The 15,279-nt window shown below is 60.0% G+C and carries 16 protein-coding genes; 9 read left to right on the top strand and 7 right to left on the bottom strand.

The features are described 5' to 3' along the window. The first annotated feature begins 203 nt into the window (after nucleotides 1-203). The 4 genes from WDZ78_RS09385 to WDZ78_RS09370 all read left to right on the top strand — a co-directional run bounded on the left by WDZ78_RS09385 (nucleotide 204) and on the right by WDZ78_RS09370 (nucleotide 4,605). Nucleotides 204-2,591, top strand: coding sequence for an EAL domain-containing protein (locus WDZ78_RS09385; protein ID WP_425672868.1), 2,388 nt, complete (start codon nucleotides 204-206; stop codon nucleotides 2,589-2,591). A gap of 17 nt (nucleotides 2,592-2,608) precedes the next feature. Beyond that, entirely contained in the window at nucleotides 2,609-3,322 is a 714-nt protein-coding gene (locus tag WDZ78_RS09380) for a substrate-binding periplasmic protein (RefSeq protein WP_020011361.1), read from the top strand. 106 nt (nucleotides 3,323-3,428) lie between these two features. Then, on the top strand, nucleotides 3,429-4,145 hold the full coding sequence (gene pth / locus WDZ78_RS09375) for an aminoacyl-tRNA hydrolase (protein WP_020011362.1): 717 nt from the start codon (nucleotides 3,429-3,431) through the stop codon (nucleotides 4,143-4,145). A 7-nt stretch (nucleotides 4,146-4,152) separates the two neighbouring features. After that, nucleotides 4,153-4,605 (top strand): GNAT family N-acetyltransferase, encoded by a 453-nt coding sequence (locus WDZ78_RS09370; protein WP_425672866.1) that lies wholly within the window; start codon nucleotides 4,153-4,155, stop codon nucleotides 4,603-4,605. A gap of 3 nt (nucleotides 4,606-4,608) precedes the next feature. On the opposite strand, the gene clpS is transcribed toward WDZ78_RS09370, so the two are convergent. Beyond that, nucleotides 4,609-4,920 (bottom strand): ATP-dependent Clp protease adapter ClpS, encoded by a 312-nt coding sequence (clpS, locus tag WDZ78_RS09365; RefSeq protein ID WP_026363868.1) that lies wholly within the window; start codon nucleotides 4,918-4,920, stop codon nucleotides 4,609-4,611. A 240-nt stretch (nucleotides 4,921-5,160) separates the two neighbouring features. On the opposite strand from clpS, the gene ychF reads away from it, so the two are divergent. The 4 genes from ychF (at nucleotide 5,161) to WDZ78_RS09345 (ending at nucleotide 8,166) form a co-directional block, all read left to right on the top strand. Continuing rightward, nucleotides 5,161-6,264, top strand: coding sequence for a redox-regulated ATPase YchF (ychF, locus tag WDZ78_RS09360; RefSeq protein WP_035260423.1), 1,104 nt, complete (start codon nucleotides 5,161-5,163; stop codon nucleotides 6,262-6,264). Nucleotides 6,265-6,556: 292 nt separating this feature from the next. Beyond that, nucleotides 6,557-7,030 (top strand): MaoC family dehydratase, encoded by a 474-nt coding sequence (locus tag WDZ78_RS09355; RefSeq protein ID WP_020011366.1) that lies wholly within the window; start codon nucleotides 6,557-6,559, stop codon nucleotides 7,028-7,030. Further along, entirely contained in the window at nucleotides 7,027-7,494 is a 468-nt protein-coding gene (locus tag WDZ78_RS09350) for a MaoC family dehydratase (protein ID WP_425672865.1), read from the top strand. Before WDZ78_RS09355 ends, WDZ78_RS09350 begins: the two co-directional genes overlap by 4 nt. A 63-nt stretch (nucleotides 7,495-7,557) precedes the next feature. Further along, nucleotides 7,558-8,166, top strand: coding sequence for a class I SAM-dependent methyltransferase (locus tag WDZ78_RS09345; protein WP_425672864.1), 609 nt, complete (start codon nucleotides 7,558-7,560; stop codon nucleotides 8,164-8,166). Between the two features lie 39 nt (nucleotides 8,167-8,205). Here the strand turns inward: WDZ78_RS09345 and WDZ78_RS09340 are convergent, their stop codons facing one another. The 5 genes from WDZ78_RS09340 to petA form a co-directional block, all read right to left on the bottom strand. Further along, on the bottom strand, nucleotides 8,206-8,748 hold the full coding sequence (locus WDZ78_RS09340; protein WP_003494623.1) for an adenine phosphoribosyltransferase: 543 nt from the start codon (nucleotides 8,746-8,748) through the stop codon (nucleotides 8,206-8,208). A gap of 92 nt (nucleotides 8,749-8,840) precedes the next feature. Then, a complete protein-coding gene (locus WDZ78_RS09335) occupies nucleotides 8,841-9,233 on the bottom strand; it encodes a GFA family protein (protein WP_425672863.1) in 393 nt (130 codons plus the stop codon). An 82-nt stretch (nucleotides 9,234-9,315) separates the two neighbouring features. Next, nucleotides 9,316-10,203, bottom strand: coding sequence for a cytochrome c1 (locus tag WDZ78_RS09330; RefSeq protein ID WP_020011370.1), 888 nt, complete (start codon nucleotides 10,201-10,203; stop codon nucleotides 9,316-9,318). 22 nt (nucleotides 10,204-10,225) lie between these two features. Further along, nucleotides 10,226-11,509 (bottom strand): cytochrome b, encoded by a 1,284-nt coding sequence (locus WDZ78_RS09325; protein ID WP_004430245.1) that lies wholly within the window; start codon nucleotides 11,507-11,509, stop codon nucleotides 10,226-10,228. A gap of 14 nt (nucleotides 11,510-11,523) precedes the next feature. Continuing rightward, a complete protein-coding gene (gene petA, locus WDZ78_RS09320) occupies nucleotides 11,524-12,102 on the bottom strand; it encodes a ubiquinol-cytochrome c reductase iron-sulfur subunit (protein ID WP_035212667.1) in 579 nt (192 codons plus the stop codon). Nucleotides 12,103-12,411: 309 nt separating this feature from the next. Here petA and WDZ78_RS09315 point away from each other — a divergent pair, with 309 nt between their 5' ends. Then, entirely contained in the window at nucleotides 12,412-13,344 is a 933-nt protein-coding gene (locus WDZ78_RS09315; protein ID WP_020011373.1) for an endonuclease/exonuclease/phosphatase family protein, read from the top strand. Nucleotides 13,345-13,353: 9 nt separating this feature from the next. Here WDZ78_RS09315 and WDZ78_RS09310 read toward each other — a convergent pair whose 3' ends face one another. Beyond that, complete coding sequence (locus tag WDZ78_RS09310; RefSeq protein ID WP_034501307.1) at nucleotides 13,354-15,222, bottom strand: ABC transporter ATP-binding protein; 1,869 nt, start codon at nucleotides 15,220-15,222, stop codon at nucleotides 13,354-13,356. Nucleotides 15,223-15,279: the final 57 nt, after the last annotated feature.

Genomic DNA, 15,279 nt, shown 5'->3' with positions numbered 1-15,279 from the left:
GCTTGCCGCCCGCGCCTGATACGGAACCCGTTTCAGCGTCGATTAACACTTCCATGAAACGATACCCTTGCGCTGTCGTGGAACACCGGCCGGGCTGAGGAAATGGGATGGGAAACAGGCTCCGCCGAAAACCATCGCAAAACCTCTGCGGACGGGCGAAACGGGCGCAGCAAGTCTGGGGCAAAGGGTAGCTGCAATCGAACATGGCTCATTCCGTCGAAAGTCGCTTTATCGCGATTGTTTCCGGCGCACTTCTTACAGTGGTCGCCCCGCTCTTCACGCTTTTGCTGACGCTTTCCTACCACGAGGCCATTCGCAGCCAGCGTAACCACCTTGAAATTCTGCTGTCGACCAACGCACAGGCGCTTGCCCGCCCCCTGTGGGACCTTGATGACGACACCATAAACCAGATTACCGGCACCCTCGTTTCCGACCCTGTGATCCGCATGGTCGAGGTCAAGGATACGTCCGGCCAGCTCGATATCGTCCAGACCGCCGGCAGCGACATCATTCAGGATGCCGCTTCAACGACGCGCGAGGTGACCTACAAGACCACGAAAGGCTCCGTCACGGTCGGGCAACTCACGGTCTATTATGACGATATCAGCCTTCTGACCTCTCTCAGCCGCAACGAACTGGCCTTCATCACGATTTTCATCCTCGCCGTCCTCGCCATCGTTCTTGCCGCCGTCGCCGGCAACCGCTTCATGGTCATCCGCCCGCTGATGCGGCTGGCGGCCGCGATAGAGGCAACGCGGCGTCTCGGTTCGCGCCATCACGTCGACTGGCGCTCGAAGGACGAAATCGGCCGGCTGGCGAAAAGCTTCAACGAAATGCAGACACAGCTCGAAAAGGAAGAGCTGGAAATCAAGAACGCGCACGAGCGAAAGACGGAAATCTACAACCGCACGCCCGCCATGCTGTTCTCGCTCGACAGGCACGACCGCATCGCCGCCGTCAGTGACTATTGGGTACAGGCGACCGGCTACGACCGCACCCGGATACTCGGGCTGAATTTTGCCGATCTCATCCATCCCGATGACCGGCTTTTGTTTCAGCAGCGCAAGATGGCGCCCCCCTTGCCCGATACCTCGCATAGCGGCATCACGGTGCGTTTCCATTGCATGGATGGCAGTGTCATGGACGCACTCATCCTCGAAAAGGCCCTTGATTCCGGCGATGCAGCGCATCAGAGCACCTGCCTCTGCGTCATGACCGACGTGACCGAACTGCGCCAGTCGGAAAAGCGCAATCGCCAGCAGGCCATTTCAGACCATCTGACCGGCCTCTTCAACCGTCAGGGCTTCGAGGCCATTCTCGATCTGCAGATCCGCGATGCGGACCGCAACGGCAGCGAACTCGCCTGCCTCTTCATCGACCTCGACCGGTTCAAGGCGATCAACGACAATCTTGGCCATGCCGCAGGCGACGCTGTTCTCAAACAATTCACGCTGAAGCTCGAGCCGCTGCTGACGCCGCTGGACAGCGCATCGCGGCTTGGCGGCGACGAATTTGCCATTCTTCTGGCCGGCGACAAGGTGGAAGAGCGCGCCCTGCAATTCTGCGAGCGTATCTGCACCATGCTGGATACGCCCTTCGAGATCGAGAACAACAGCATACGTCTCAGCGCCAGCATCGGCATGGCGGTCTATCCCCTGCACGCCTCCAGCGCGTCAGAGCTTTTGCAGAATGCCGACATGGCGATGTATACCCGCAAGCGGACGGGCAAGAACGGCTCGCAGGTTTTCGACAGCTCGATCATGGACCGGGCCCGCGAACATGCGGAGCTGGAGCGGGATATCGCGCAGGCGCTTTCCGAGGACTGGTTCGAGGCCTATTTCCAGCCGATTCACGATCTCTCAACCGGCCAGACGGCGGGTTTCGAGGCGCTGCTGCGTCTCAACCACCCGGATAAGGGCCTGCTTTCTCCGGCCGCCATTGTCAGCCTCGCGGAAGAAAACGGCACCATCCAGCGCATCGGCAATGTCATTCTCGACCAGTCGATCGCCAATCTCGCCCGGCTGTCGCGCCTGCCGGGCATGGAACAGACCTATGTCGCCGTGAATTTTTCGCCGCTGCAGTTCGAGCCGGGATTGCCGACGCGCATCGCCGGCGTTCTGCACCGCCACGGCATTCTTCCCAAACGGCTGGTCGTCGAGATCACCGAAGCCGTCATCATGAAGGACGATCCGCAAATCCGGGCGATCCTCAATGCCATCCACCAGCTGGGTTGCCGCATCGCGCTCGATGATTTCGGCACGGGTTATTCCTCGCTCAGCTATCTCAGCCGTTTCCCGGTCGATATCGTCAAGATCGACCAGTCCTTCACCCGCTCGATCTGCGATGACACGCTGGAAATCAGGCAGCGCAACCGCATGCTGGTCGAAGGCATCGCCGCCATCTCGCACAAGATGAATTGCGTCGTCATTGCAGAGGGCGTCGAGACGGAAGAGCAGAAGGAACTTCTGACCGATATAGGCGCAGATTTCGGACAGGGTTATTTCTTCGCACGCCCGCAGCCGGTCGAGAGGCTGATCACCTCCCTCGACATCGCGTCCGGGAAAAGCCGCATTGCGGCGCGGCAAGCGTGAACCGGCAGGGGGCCGCAATGGGATTGATCCGCTTTTGCCTGATCTTTCTTGCTCTCGCCACTCCGGCCAGCGCAGCCAAGCTCTTCCTGACGACCGAGGTTTACCCACCCTATAATCTGCAGGCGAACGACGGCAGCGTGCGCGGCGTCTATTTCGACCAGCTCAAGATCGTGCTTGAGGACACCGGCACCAGTTACGAGGTCGCCGTCATGCCCTGGGCGCGCGCCATCGCGCTGGCCAGCACACAGGCCATGCATTGCGTCTTCGCCGCTGCGAGAACACCGGAGCGGGAAAAACAGTTCAAATGGGTGACGCCGATCCATATCGACCGCAATATCCTTGTGGCCCGCCGCAAAGCGAATGTCGAAGCCTCCAGCATCGATGAGGCCAGGAAATATCGGGTGGGAACCCAGCGTGGCGATTACACCGAAGCGCTGCTGCAAAAACTCGGTTTCCCGCAGGTGGATGTCGGCGCGGATTTCGAAATCACGCTTCACAAGCTGAAAGCCGGCCGCATCGACCTGATGCCCATGTCTGAGAGCACTTTCAAAAGCCTGCCCGCCGACACGTTCCGGGAGGTGATAACGCTGACGCGGCAACAGCTTGGGCTTGCCTGCAACAAAACCGTGCCCGACGAGATCATCGCAAAATTACAGGCCCGGCTGGACCGGCTGATTGCCGATGGAACGCAGCAGCGGATATTCGACCGCTACAATCTCGTCAGCCCGTGACCCCATCCAGACCGCATAAAAAGCCCTGAATCCATAAAAAGATTGACAGCCGGCGGATTTCGGGGTGGTGACAACAGCATCATCTGGCAACATGCGGACATGCCCCATGAAGATCATCGCAGGACTCGGCAATCCCGGCGCGCAATATGCGGGAAACCGCCACAATATCGGCTTCATGGCCGTCGATGCGCTGCAGCGCCTGCCCTCCTTTGCGCCCTGGTCGAAGAAATTCAAGGCGGAGATTTCCGAAGGCGAGATCGGCGGCGAAAAGGTCCTGCTGATGAAGCCGCTGACCTACATGAACCTTTCGGGTGAATCTGTCGGCGAAGCCATGCGCTTCTTCAAGCTTGCACCCGCAGACATCATCGCCATTCACGATGAGCTGGATTTGCCGGCCGGCCGCGCCCGCATCAAGACCGGCGGCGGTCACGGCGGTCATAACGGCCTGAAATCGCTCGACGCCCATTGCGGCAAGGAATACCGCCGCCTGCGCCTCGGCGTCGGCCATCCCGGCGACAAGGAGCGGGTGCACGGTCACGTCCTCGGGGACTTCGCCAAGGCCGACCGCGTCTGGCTCGATCCGCTTCTGGACGCCATTGCCGACAATGCCGCCATGCTGGTGAAAGCAGAGGATTCACAGCTGATGAACAAGCTGGCGCTGGCCACGGGCAGCAAGCCGGAAGCCGAGAAGCCGGCCAAGGCAGCCAAACCCGCCGCGCAATCCCATATCCATCAGGCACGCAACAGCGCCCAGCCGAAAAAGCTGCCGGAAACCGGCCCGATGGCCGAAATGTTGAAGCGTATGTTCGGCAAGAAGGACTAGATCACGAATGTCTTCGGAGACCATCGTCCTGCGCGAAGCCCGAGCCGGCGATCTGGCTGGACTGCTTGAACTTTACCGGGCGCTCAATCCGTCCGATCCGGAAATGACGACAGAAGAAGCAGATACGGCTTTCGCGGCCATGCTCTCCCAGCCGGGCCTGACCGTGTTTCTTGCGACCGAAGGCAAAGAAGCGGTCGCCACCGCCACGCTGCAGATTATTCCGAACCTGACGCGCGCCGCCCGTCCCTATGCCCTTATCGAAAACGTGGTGACGCTGGAAACCCGCCGCGGCCGCGGATATGGCCGGGCGGTCGTGCGCCATGCCGTCGAGGCCGCTTTTGCCGCAGATTGCTACAAGGTAATGCTGCTGACCGGCCGGCAGCGTCCGGAGGTTCATGCATTTTATGAAAGCTGCGGCTTCGTGCAGAACAAGACGGGTTTCCAGATAAGGCAGGATTAACGCTCACTCCTCCGGCTCGGTGGTGAACATCAGCGGAAATCCGGCTTCCTTGCCGAGATCGGTCGCTTCCTTGGCCTTGGTCTCGGCAATATCGCGCTCGCAGACCACGACAACCGCGCTGCCGAAGCGATGCGCCGTCATCATCACCCGGTGGCCGGTCTCCTCGCTCATGCGGAAGATGGCCTTCAGGACCACGGTTACGAAATCGCGCGGCGTATAGTCGTCATTCAGCAGAATGACCTTGTAGAGCTTCGGCCGCTCCAGCTTTGGTTTGACTTTCGGTTTTGGTTTGAGATCGACAGGACTGTCACTCATCATGGCCGCTCGTGCCTGTCGCTCATCGCGGTTGTTCATGGGAAACCCCGTTGATGACGAAAGATCGATCGCTTGACCCGCTTATATTGCGCCGCAACCGCGCCATCGGCAAGCTTGCCCGAAATTCCTCACCATTAAAGGAGCTTTGCCCACCCAAATCGGCACGCGGGCTTGACCTTGCCCTGCCCTTTCCGCAAAAGGCTCCTCAACGAATTCTTTCAAACGGACAGGTTTCAAGCCATGGGCTTCAAATGCGGTATCGTTGGATTGCCAAATGTCGGCAAGTCCACTCTCTTCAACGCGCTGACGAAAACGGCAGCGGCACAGGCCGCCAACTATCCCTTCTGCACCATCGAGCCGAATACCGGCGAAGTGGCGGTTCCGGATGCGCGCATGAAAATCCTCGCCGACATTGCCGGCTCGAAGGAAATCATCCCAACTCGCATCTCCTTCGTCGACATCGCCGGTCTGGTGCGCGGTGCATCGAAGGGCGAAGGCCTCGGCAACCAGTTCCTCGCCAATATCCGCGAAGTGGACGCCGTGGTTCACGTTCTGCGCTGCTTTGAGGATGACGACATCACCCACGTCGAAGGCCGCATCAACCCCGTGGCCGATGCCGAGACCATCGAGACCGAGCTGATGCTCTCCGATCTCGAAAGCCTTGAGCGCCGCACGGAACAGACCCGCAAGCGCGCCACCGGCAAGGACAAGGAATCGCTGGCGCAGCTGCCTTTGATGGAAGCCTCGCTGAAGCTTCTCAACGAAGGCAAGCCGGTCCGCACCCTGCTCTCCACGCTCGATGCCGAAGAACTGCGCATTCTCCAAGGCCTAAACCTCCTGACCGCGCATCCGGTTCTCTACGTCTGCAACGTCGCGGAAAGCGACGCCGTCGACGGCAACGAACATACGAAGGCCGTTGCCGAAATGGCGAAGGCCCAGGGCGCTGAATCCGTCGTCATCTCTGCGGCGATCGAATCCGAAGTCGCGCAGCTTCCCGATGAAGAGGCGAAGGAATTCCTCTCCGCCCTCGGTCTCGAAGAAGCGGGCCTCGACCGCCTGATCCGCGCCGGCTACAAGCTGCTCGACCTCATCACCTATTTCACCGTCGGCCCGAAGGAATGCCGCGCCTGGACCATCGAGCGCGGCACCAAGGCCCCGCAGGCCGCCGGCGTCATCCACTCCGACTTCGAACGCGGCTTCATCCGCGCCAACACCATCGCTTACAACGACTATGTCGCCTTCAAGGGCGAAGTCGGCGCGAAGGAGGCGGGCAAGGCTCGTGACGAAGGCAAGGAATATGTGGTTCAGGATGGCGACGTCATCCATTTCCGCTTTAATACCTGATCTGGGTTGAAATGGGGGACGGTCGGGGCGTAGTCGCCCGGACATCGCGGCTTGTTTCTTCTCCCCGCCGGGGAGAAGGTGGCCCGAAGGGTCGGATGAGGGGGCTAGCTCTCCGAATATCTCTACCCTCGCCCCCTCATCCCGCTGCCGCGACCTTCTCCCCCTCGGGGAGAAGAAACAAGTGGCACCCGCTCGCCCCATTCCTCCGCATCGCACCCTCGATTTGACCTTTACGTAAAGGGAAAAATCATTTTAGATGCCGCCGATATTGACTGTGCGAAGGGAGGAAACCATGACGCCGGTCGCGCCATATGCCTATGAGGATTTTTCCGTCGGTCGGGAATTTCCTTTGGGCCCACAATCGATCTCCGCAGAGCAGATCGTTGCTTTCGCCAGTGAATTCGATCCCCAACCCATGCACCTGTCCGAAGAGGCCGGACGCCAGAGCATTCTCGGCGGGCTCGCGGCTTCCGGCTGGCACACCTGCAGCCTGCTGATGCGGATGATGGCGGATAGCTATATCTCGGACTCAACCTCACAGGGCAGCCCCGGCATCGATTACGTCGACTGGAAGAAGCCGGTTCTCGCCGGTGATACGCTTTCGGGAAAATCCATCGTGCTGGAGCAGCGCCCTTCCGCTTCGCGCCCCGGCATCGGCCTCGTGAAATTTCGCCACGAGCTTTATAACCAGCGCGGCGTTCTGGTGTCGCACGGGGAAAACACCGTGATGTTCCTGATGCGCAGCAATGGAGGCATGGCGGCATGAGACTGGCAGAGCTTTCCCCGATCGGCGAACGCGTCACCCTCGATACGCTGCATTTTTCAGCCGAAGACATTATTCGCTTCGCCCGCGATTTCGATCCGCAGCCTTTTCACCTCGATGCCGAAGCAGCCAGGAACAGCGTTTTCGGCGGGCTTTGCGCCTCCGGCTGGCACACCGGTGCAGGCTGGATGAAATGTTTTCTCTCTCACTGGGCAAAAGAGGTGAAAAGGTTGAGGCAGCAGGGCCTTGAGCCGCCAAAACTCGGCCCCTCCCCCGGCTTTCGCGAACTTAAATGGAAGAAGCCGGTCTTCGCCGGAGACGATGTCACCTACTTCGTCACCCTGCTCGACACCCGCCCATTGGAATCAAGGGCCGGCGTCTGGTTGAACACGACCTTCAATGAGGGGGTGAACCAGTCCGGAGAGACGGTGCTGACCTTCCGCAGCGGGGTGCTGGAGTTCGAATAGGGGCTGGCCCATATCACCCCGCCGGGGTAGCTTCGAAGCAGGCATCACGGCGGGCAGGTCAATATGGATGATATTCTCAAGGGTTATGCCGAGGCGGCAACGCCGGACCTGATTTCCAGATTCGATAATCTCGACTGCCGGGCGATTTACGCGCCCGTCATCGACCTGCTGCCGTCGACACCGTGCCGGATCGCCGATATCGGCAGCGGCACCGGCCGGGACGCCGCCTGGTTTGCAGCGCAGGGTCACCATGTTCTGGCAATCGAGCCGGTCAGCGAGCTTCGCGAACCCGGCATGCGATTGCATCCATCGGACAGGATTACGTGGCTGGATGACAGCTTGCCCGGCCTCGAAAAGGCCCGTCTGCAGGGCGTTTTCGATCTGGTCATCCTGTGCGGCGTATGGCACCACGTCGATCACAGGGCAAGGCAAGCCGCGATGGAGAGCCTTGCGGAAATGACGGCCACAGGCGGCTTGCTGATCATGTCGCTGCGCCACGGCCCCGCCCCCGAAGGTCGCCGCGCCTTTGCCATTTCACCTGCGGAAACGACGGGCGAAGCCGCCCGTCTCGGCTTCACGCTGATCCGGCAGGCGGAAGTCGCCTCCATTCAGGCGGGAAACCGCGCTCTGGGCGTCCGCTGGACTTGGATTGCCTTACGGAAGACGGGATGAAAAGAGCGGGCTGCCGCAGCAGCCCTGAGTCTTTAAGCCTTAATGGCCGGAAAATTCCACCAGCGTCCGTACCTCGACACCAAGGTCTTCCAGCTTCTTGCGGCCGCCGAGATCGGGCAGATCAATGACGAAACAGGCGGAAACGATCTCCGCACCCATCTGCCGCAAAAGCTTGACCGCGCCTTCAGCTGTGCCGCCCGTGGCAATCAGGTCGTCAACCAGAATGACCTTTTCGCCCGGCTGTACCGCGTCCACATGCATTTCCATTTCGTCGACGCCGTATTCAAGGCTGTAGGCGACGCGGACGGTTGTATGCGGCAGCTTGCCCTTTTTGCGGATCGGCACGAAACCGGCCGACAGCTGATGCGCCACCGCCCCGCCCAGAATGAAGCCGCGTGCTTCCATGCCGGCAATCTTGTCGATCTTCGTTCCCGCATAGGGCTGCACGAGTTCGTCCACCGCGCGGCGGAAAGCCCGGGGATTACCGAGCAATGTTGTGATGTCCCTGAAGATGATGCCCGGCTTCGGATAGTCGGGAATGGAGCGGATGGCAGCGGAAAGCTCCGAAGCGATAACGGTCATGGTATTTCCAGTTAAGACAAGGGAAGTGGATCAGAAGGTTCGGACCACCCTATCAACTTGGCGGCTGCGGACCAACTAAAAAGGACCGGCGCTCATTCCGCCGGTGACATTCCCTTGATCCGCGCCCAGACCGGGCAGACATCCTCGAAGGAATGCGACACGGGCCGCAGCGCCTCGTCGTCCCTGTCGTCGAAACTCCCCGAGACCAGCGCGACGGTTGGGGCGTCATCAATGGCGCCGAGCGTGCTGCCGCAGACCGCGCAGAAGGCCCGGCTGGAATAATCGGACGATCGGAAAGTCGAGGGCGCACCGCCCTCTCCCGTCCATGTCACCGCATTCCTCTCGAACTCCACCCAGGCAAGACTGGGGGCGCCGGAATGCCGCTGGCAGATATCGCAGGAGCAGGTGTGTGGATTACCGGGCTCGCCCGTCACTTCAAAACGGATGGAGCCGCACAGGCAGCCGCCGCTGCGAATTTTAGTCATGTCCACCATCTCCCCTCAGCACATGAAAAGGCCCCCGCGGAAGACCGTGGGGGCCGATGATTGGCAGGCATCGGGATGCCGATCAATGTTCCTTGTTGGCGTAGACCGATTTCTTGGTGAGATAGATCAGCGCCGTGAAGATGAACAGGAACACCATGACCATGAAACCGGTACGCTTGCGCTGCTCCAGATGCGGTTCTGCGGCCCACATCAGGAATGCAGCAACGTCTTTGGAATATTGGTCCACGGTCTGCGGCGCGCCGTCGTCGTACGTCACCTGATCGGCACTGATCGGCGGCGCCATCTTCAGCGCGGCTGCACTGACGAAATACGGGTTGAAATGTGTACCTTCCGACACTTCAACGCCGGCCGGCGGATCCTGATATCCGGTCAGCAGCGCATGGATATAATCCGGGCCGCCTTCCTGATAGCCACCGATGATCGGGATCATGTCGATGACGAATTGCGGGAAGCCGCGCTCCACCCCGCGCGCCTTGGCGAGCAGCGACATGTCGGGCGGCGCAGCGCCACCATTGGCGGCAGCGGCCGCCTCATGGTTCGGGAACGGCGAAGGGAAATGATCTGATGGCACGGCCTTGCGATTATACATTTCGCCGTCGGCGTTCGGACCGTCCTGGACTTCATATTCCGCGGCGAAAGCCTTCACCTGCTCGTCCGAATAACCGAGATCCCCCAGCGTGCGGAAGGAAACGAGGCTCATGGAATGGCAGGCGGAGCAGACTTCCTTATAGACCTTCAGGCCGCGCTGCAGCTGGCCCTTGTCATATTTGCCGAAGGGTCCGGCAAAGGACCAGCTCTGCTCTTCGGGCTTGATCACCGGGAAGTGGCCCCCGGCAATCGCATGTTCCGTCTTGGTGGCGAGATCATGGCTCTCCTCCGCCGCCGAGGCGACGGTGACGGAACAGCCGATGGCGGCGAAAAGCGCGATGCTTGTTACAAGCTTCTTCATTGTCGTCATCCTTCCTTCGCGCTCAGACTTCTGTGGCCGCAGGCGCGGCACCCGTCTTGGCGGCGTTCTTTGCAAGAACGGCCTCGGTAATCGAATTCGGAATACGCCGCGGCGTTTCGACCAGACCGAGGATCGGCATGATGACGAGGAAGAAACCGAAGTAATAAAGCGTGCCGATCTGCGACATGATGACGTAGATGCCTTCCGCCGGGCGCGAGCCCAGCCAGCCGAGCATGATGGCATTCACCACGAACAGCCAGAAGAACATCTTGTACCAGGGACGATAGACGGCGGAACGAACCTTCGACGTATCGAGCCAGGGCAGGAAGAACAGCACGATGATCGCGCCGAACATGACGAGAACGCCGCCGAGCTTGGAATCGATGATCCAAATGTTGAAGGTGATGGCGCGCAGCATGGCGTAGAACGGCAGATAATACCATTCCGGCACGATATGCGCCGGCGTCTTCAGCGGGTCCGCCATGATGTAGTTATCAGGGTGGCCGAGGAAGTTCGGCATATAGAAGATGAACCACGCATAGGCGATGAGGAACACCGAAACGCCGAGCGCATCCTTGAGCGTCGCATAGGGCGTGAAGGGAACCGTGTCGGTCTTGCTCTTCACTTCCACACCGGTCGGGTTGGTCTGGCCGGTCACATGCAGCGCCCAGATGTGCAGGACGACGACACCCGCGATCATGAAGGGCAGCAGGTAATGCAGCGCGAAGAAGCGGTTCAGCGTCGGATTATCCACGGCAAAGCCGCCGAGCAGGAACTGCTGGATCCATTCACCCACGAGCGGGAAAGCCGTGAAGAAGCCGGTGATGACGGTCGCGCCCCAGAAGGACATCTGACCCCAGGGCAGAACGTAGCCCATGAAGCCCGTCGCCATCATCAGGAGATAGATCACACAGCCGAGAATCCAGAGGATTTCGCGCGGCGCCTTGTAAGAGCCGTAATAAAGACCGCGGGCAATGTGCAGATAAACCGCGATGAAGAAGAACGACGCGCCATTGGCATGCATGTAACGCAGCAGCCAGCCGTGGTTGACGTCACGCATGATCTTTTCGACGGAATTGAAGGCAACCGTCGTTTCGGCCGCATAATGCATGGCCAGCACGACACCGGTGAGGATCTGAACGATCAGCATCACGGAAAGCATCGCGCCGAAGGTGTAGGCGTAGTTCAGGTTACGCGGGACAGGATAGGCAACGAAGCTGTCATAGATCAAGCGCGGCAAGGGAAGCCGCGAATCGATCCACCTTTCGATGCCGGTGGACGGCTGATAACTGGAATGACCACTCATGAATAACTGTCCCCTTATCCGATCTTGATCACGGTATCGGATGTGAATGCAAATGTCGGGATGGCGAGGTTTTCCGGCGCCGGACCCTTACGTATGCGGCCCGCCGTATCGTAGTGCGAGCCATGGCAGGGACAGAACCACCCGCCGAAATCGCCGGCCTGGCCGAGCGGAACGCAACCGAGATGGGTACAGGAACCGATCATGACGATCCAGTTTTCCTTACCCTCGCCGGCGGAACGGTCGATGTCAGTCGCCTGCGCATCGGGGGCAACATTGGCATTGCGCGCCACGGGATCCTTCAGATCGCCGAGAGCGACGGCCTTGGCTTCCTCGATTTCCTTTTCCGTGCGGTTGCGGATGAAAATCGGCTTGCCGCGCCACTTGACGGTGAGCGACATGCCCGGCTCGACCGCCGTGACATCCACCTCGATGGAGGCGAGCGCCAGCGTCGATGCATCGGGACGCATCTGGTCAATAAAAGGCCATGCAACTGCGGCGGCACCGACGGCGCCCGCCATTCCCGTCACTAGGTAAAGAAAATCGCGACGGGTCGGTTCACCCGAAGCGTCGTGATTGGTTACGTGCTCGCTCACCGCTACACCATCCTCTGCGCTGTTTTTGCCGTAAATCGCATGAGTCCTCCCGCTATGATTTGATCCAGGACAAACTCCGTCCCATCGTCCTGGACACAACTGCGGCATTAAGAAACCGCGTCACTCTGTTTGATCGCAAAATATTGACCGACTTGGCAAGAGCAAAGCACACAAAGCTGCCGTAATTCTGCCGGAGGGGGCCGATTTGGCTCGCATTTTTTCGCCGCCCTTGGCAGGCGGGCAACATTGTGCGCATCCATGCCCCATGTTAGGAGACTTCAAGGGAGAGCTCGGAAAGCAGGGATTCGGATGACGGCGAAGCTCTCTTGCATGGTCTCCACGGCAGTGGCTGCCGTTCTGTTTATCGCCAGCCTGCGCTACATCACCGATTTCTGGCTTCTCGCCTTCGTCACCAGTTTCCAGCTTCACATCGCGCTCGCCTGTATCCTGCTGTCATGCCTCGTCTTCTGGCTGACGCGCGATGCGGTTTCGGCTCTGCTTGTGGTCTGGTCGCTGGCGCTCGCCATCCATGCCGTGGCGATGCTGATGGAATTTTCCACATCCGCCACCGCTGCGCCTGATGCAAAGCCGTTTCGGCTGCTATCCTTCAACGTCTTGATGGACAATGCCGCCAATGCGGATGCGATTGCCGACAAGATTCTCGAATCGGGCGCGGATGCCGTCTATCTCTTCGAGGCGGCGGCATTGCAATCGGTTCTGCCCCGTCTGCAGCAAACCTACCCGCACAGGCTGGGCTGTTACACAGGCACATCCGGATGCGATCTGGTCATCCTGTCAAAAAGACCATTGCAGGAAGGCCGTTTCCACAGTCTCAGCGATCTGCGTCGCGACCGGTTTGCCATCGCCCATATCGACCTCGACGGCACGGAACTGACGCTCGCCGCAGGCCACATCACCAAGCCCTATTTCGACGATTATCATCGCGATGAACTGGATGAAGTCAGCGAAATCCTCTTTCGCGTCACCGGCCCGCTCATTCTCGCCGGAGATTTCAACTCGTCCAGCATAGCGCCCGATATGCGCGCCTTTCTCGCCGCCAACGACCTGAAGAAAGCCACCTTCGAACCCGCCACATGGCCGACCGAGGCCGGTCGCTTCGGCATCGCCATCGACCACATCTTCGCCCGCGAACCGGCAACGCTCATGAAAATCACCCGCCTGCCCGATAGCCTCGGTTCCAATCATTATGGCCTGATGGCGGATTTCATGATCGGGAAATAGTCGAAGGCCTTACTGCGCCGCCTCGTCCGCAGCGAGAAAACCACCCGACTGCCGCGCCCAGAGTTCCGAATAAAGACCGCCCTGCGTGACCAGATCGGAATGGCTGCCCTGTTCCACGATGCGCCCCTGATCCATCACGATCAGTCGGTCGAGAGCCGCGATGGTCGACAGGCGGTGGGCGATGGCCAGAACCGTCTTGCCCTGCATCAGCTCATCCAGATTGCTCTGGATCGCCGCTTCCACCTCCGAATCGAGGGCCGACGTCGCCTCATCGAGCACGAGGATCGGCGCGTCCTTCAGCATCACGCGGGCAATGGCGATGCGCTGGCGCTGGCCGCCGGAAAGTTTCACGCCGCGTTCGCCCACATGCGCGTCGAACCCTTTGCGCCCACGTTGATCCTCGAGCCTTGCGATGAAGTCGTCCGCCTTGGCGCGGCGCGTCGCCTCCTGCAATTGCGCTTCGGTCGCGTCGGTGCGGCCGAACATGATGTTGTCTCTGATAGAACGGTGCAGCAGCGACGTATCCTGCGTGACCATGCCGATATGGGCGCGCAGCGATTCCTGTGTCACCCCGGCGATATCCTGACCGTCGATCAGGATACGGCCTTTTTCGACATCGTAGAAACGCAGGATGAGATTGACGAGGGTGGATTTTCCCGCGCCGGAGCGCCCGACGATGCCCACCTTTTCACCCGCCCCGATATCGAGATTAAGATGGTCGATTACGCCATTCGCCCGCCCGTAATGGAAGCTGACATTTTCGAAGCGGATGCTCGGCTTCTTGACCTCCAGCGCCTTCGCGTCAGGCCTATCGACGAGACCGATCGGCTGCGAAATCAGCTCGGCGGCATTCTGCACCGTGCCGAAATTGCGCATGATGCCGTTGAACTGCGTCATCAACCGTCCGAGCAGGAAGTTGAGGCGCAGCACGAGCGCCAGCGTGAAGGCGACCGCACCCGAACTGATCCTGCCGGAAAGCCACAGATCGATGCAGAGCGCCGCCATGGAAGTGATCATCACGCCAGACAGCAGCGCCATGGAAGCCCGCACGCCGGTGATGAAGCGCGTGAACGTCATGGTCGCATGCTGGAAAATATCGAAGCCCTGCCGCATGTAGCGGTCATTGGCATCATCACGCCCGAACAGCCGGAGCGTCTGGATATTGCTATAGGCATCCACCATGCGGCCGGAAAGCATGGAGGCGGCTTCCGCCGTTTCTTTGGAATGGTAGCGGATGCGTGGCACGAAATAACGCGCCAGCAGCGAGAAGATCGCCACCCAGACGAGGACGACGACCGCAAGCCGCCAGTCCAGCCCGCCGATCAGGAACAGCATGGAGACGGAATAGATACCGACGAACCAGACGCTTTCCATCAGCGAAGTGACAAGATCGCCAGCCGCCTGACCGCCCGACCAGACCTTGGTGACGATGCGGCCGGAAAAATCATTCTGGAAGAAGGTCAGCGATTGCCGCGCCACATGCATATAGGATTGCCAGCGCACCAGATTGTAAAAGCCGGGGGTGATGATCTGCTGGTCCACCAGCGCCGTCACCATGGTGACGATAAAACGCACGACGCCGATCAGCACCAGCATGCCGACCAGCTCGCCGCCATGGGCCGCAAGCAGCCCCGCCCAGCCCTCTGACGGCTTCACGGTGGAGAGAATATCGACGAGACGTCCGACGAACCAGAAAAGCGCCGCCTCGATGGCCGCCGTCAGCCCGCCCAGCACCAGCATGGCGAAAAACGGCGCCTTGGCCTGCGAGATATAGAACCAGATGAAGGCGAACGTGCTTTCAGGCGGCCGCAAATCGTCCTTGCGGGCGAAGGGCTTTATCCAGTTCTCGAAAAACTCGAAGATGCGGGTAATAACCATGATCCGGATATAGGAGGATTCCCGGAGCGGGAACAGCCGCCGAGGCTGCGGGAAGAG

Source organism: Agrobacterium sp. M50-1, assembly GCF_049843495.1.
Classification (GTDB): domain Bacteria; phylum Pseudomonadota; class Alphaproteobacteria; order Rhizobiales; family Rhizobiaceae; genus Agrobacterium; species Agrobacterium radiobacter.
The sequence above is the reverse complement of the archived record's forward strand: the minus strand, read 5'-3'. Positions and strand labels throughout refer to the sequence as shown.

Coding starts and splice junctions, on each gene's coding strand:
- pth (WP_020011362.1), top strand. CDS start 3,429: ATGAAGATCATCGCAGGACTCGGCAATCCCGGCGCGCAATATGCGGGA.
- WDZ78_RS09355 (WP_020011366.1), top strand. CDS start 6,557: ATGACGCCGGTCGCGCCATATGCCTATGAGGATTTTTCCGTCGGTCGG.
- WDZ78_RS09345 (WP_425672864.1), top strand. CDS start 7,558: ATGGATGATATTCTCAAGGGTTATGCCGAGGCGGCAACGCCGGACCTG.
- WDZ78_RS09335 (WP_425672863.1), bottom strand. CDS start 9,233: ATGACTAAAATTCGCAGCGGCGGCTGCCTGTGCGGCTCCATCCGTTTT.
- WDZ78_RS09350 (WP_425672865.1), top strand. CDS start 7,027: ATGAGACTGGCAGAGCTTTCCCCGATCGGCGAACGCGTCACCCTCGAT.
- WDZ78_RS09370 (WP_425672866.1), top strand. CDS start 4,153: ATGTCTTCGGAGACCATCGTCCTGCGCGAAGCCCGAGCCGGCGATCTG.
- WDZ78_RS09380 (WP_020011361.1), top strand. CDS start 2,609: ATGGGATTGATCCGCTTTTGCCTGATCTTTCTTGCTCTCGCCACTCCG.
- WDZ78_RS09310 (WP_034501307.1), bottom strand. CDS start 15,222: ATGGTTATTACCCGCATCTTCGAGTTTTTCGAGAACTGGATAAAGCCC.
- WDZ78_RS09325 (WP_004430245.1), bottom strand. CDS start 11,509: ATGAGTGGTCATTCCAGTTATCAGCCGTCCACCGGCATCGAAAGGTGG.
- WDZ78_RS09315 (WP_020011373.1), top strand. CDS start 12,412: ATGACGGCGAAGCTCTCTTGCATGGTCTCCACGGCAGTGGCTGCCGTT.
- WDZ78_RS09340 (WP_003494623.1), bottom strand. CDS start 8,748: ATGACCGTTATCGCTTCGGAGCTTTCCGCTGCCATCCGCTCCATTCCC.
- clpS (WP_026363868.1), bottom strand. CDS start 4,920: ATGAGTGACAGTCCTGTCGATCTCAAACCAAAACCGAAAGTCAAACCA.
- WDZ78_RS09330 (WP_020011370.1), bottom strand. CDS start 10,203: ATGAAGAAGCTTGTAACAAGCATCGCGCTTTTCGCCGCCATCGGCTGT.
- WDZ78_RS09385 (WP_425672868.1), top strand. CDS start 204: ATGGCTCATTCCGTCGAAAGTCGCTTTATCGCGATTGTTTCCGGCGCA.
- ychF (WP_035260423.1), top strand. CDS start 5,161: ATGGGCTTCAAATGCGGTATCGTTGGATTGCCAAATGTCGGCAAGTCC.